The sequence below is a fragment of the Cryobacterium fucosi genome, from assembly GCF_004403515.1.
GTDB lineage: Bacteria > Actinomycetota > Actinomycetes > Actinomycetales > Microbacteriaceae > Cryobacterium > Cryobacterium fucosi.
In genome coordinates, this window is record NZ_SOHH01000041.1 from 1 (window position 1) to 1,465 (window position 1,465).

The 1,465-nt window shown below is 65.9% G+C and carries 1 protein-coding gene; it reads left to right on the forward strand.

The window, feature by feature from the left end:
- Window positions 1-242: 242 nt before the first annotated feature.
- Window positions 243-1,442 carry an IS110 family RNA-guided transposase gene (locus E3T48_RS04765; RefSeq protein WP_134522692.1) on the forward strand — a complete coding sequence of 400 codons (1,200 nt, stop codon included), beginning with the start codon at window positions 243-245 and terminating at the stop codon, window positions 1,440-1,442.
- Window positions 1,443-1,465 lie beyond the last annotated feature (23 nt).

The following is a 1,465-nucleotide window of genomic DNA, read 5'->3' on the forward strand; positions in this document are numbered from 1 at the left end:
CCCGTTACTTTCTTCGTATCCCTTGATCGTGTAGTTATGTGAGGGTGTTGGCCTGTCAGGCCCGGCATGGTTGTTGCCCCCAGTCGCCCATGATCCGGGGGGTGTTGTCACCGGGCCTGACTGGCATCAGGTGATCGCTGATAGGGGCTGGACCGGGACGTGTCCCAGGCCGTTCGTAACGTGGATGCCGAGACTTGATGCCGCGGTTCAGGCCGACTTGTGGAACCTGAGACGGAGGATTCATGATCGAGAACTACGACAGCGTTGACGTCTTCATCGGCGTGGATGTCGGCAAGGGAGAACACCACGCGGTCGCCCTCGACCGGGCCGGCAAACAACTCTTCGACAAGGCACTGCCCAACGACGAAGCGAAATTACGCGAGCTGATCGGGCACCTGAAACGACACGGCCAGGTTTTGTTCGTCGTCGATCAGCCCGCGACCATCGGCGCCCTGCCGATCGCCGTCGCCCAGGCAGAAGACGTGCTCGTGGGCTACCTGCCGGGCCTGGCCATGCGGCGGATCGCGGACCTGCACGCGGGCGAAGCCAAGACCGACGCCCGCGATGCTGCGATCATCGCCCAAGCCGCCAGGAGCCTCCCGCATGCTTTGCGGTCACTGCAGCTGGCCGATGAGCAGGTCGCTGAGCTCTCGATGCTTTGCGGCTTCGACGACGATGTCGTCGGCCAGATCACGGCCACGAGCAACCGTATCCGGGGCCTGCTCACCCAGATCCACCCTGCGTTGGAGCGGGTCCTGGGCCCGCACCTGGACCATCCGGCGGTGCTGGATCTGCTGCAGCGCTACCCAACGCCAGCGGTGATGAAGGCCGCCGGCCCAACCCGACTCGGCAACCGGCTGCTGAAGTTGGCACCGCGCATGGGCCGGCGCCTCGCGGACGAGATCACCCAGGCGCTGGCCGAGCAGATCGTCGTGGTCACCGGCACGAACGCGACCAGCATCGTGCTTCCCAAGCTCGCCGAACAGCTCGCCGCGCTCCGCCGGCAACGGGACGAGATCGCCGTCGAAGTCGAGCGGCTCGTGGAGGCTCACCCTCTTCACCCCGTCCTGATCAGCATGCCCGGAGTCGGGATCAGGACCGCAGCCAGACTCCTCACCGAAGTCTCCGGCAAGGACTTCGCCTCCGCCGGCCACCTCGCCGCCTACGCTGGCCTGGCCCCCGTGACCAGGCGCTCCGGCAGCTCCATCCGCGGCGAGCACCCGTCCAGACGCGGGAACAAGATCCTCAAACGAGCCCTGTTCCTCTCCGCTTTCGCCGCGCTCCGCGACCCGGTCTCACGGGCCTACTACGACCGCAAGATCGCCCAAGGCAAGCGCCACAACCAAGCCCTCATCGCCCTCGCCCGACGACGCTGCGACGTCCTCTATGCCATGCTCCGCGACGGCACCCTCTATCAAACCGACCATCAACTCGCCGCTTGACAAAAACATAGGGGCACCCCCCG

What these genes read in the sequence shown, in the direction of transcription:
- E3T48_RS04765 (WP_134522692.1), top strand. Translation starts at nt 243, where the DNA reads ATGATCGAGAACTACGACAGCGTTGACGTCTTCATCGGCGTGGATGTC.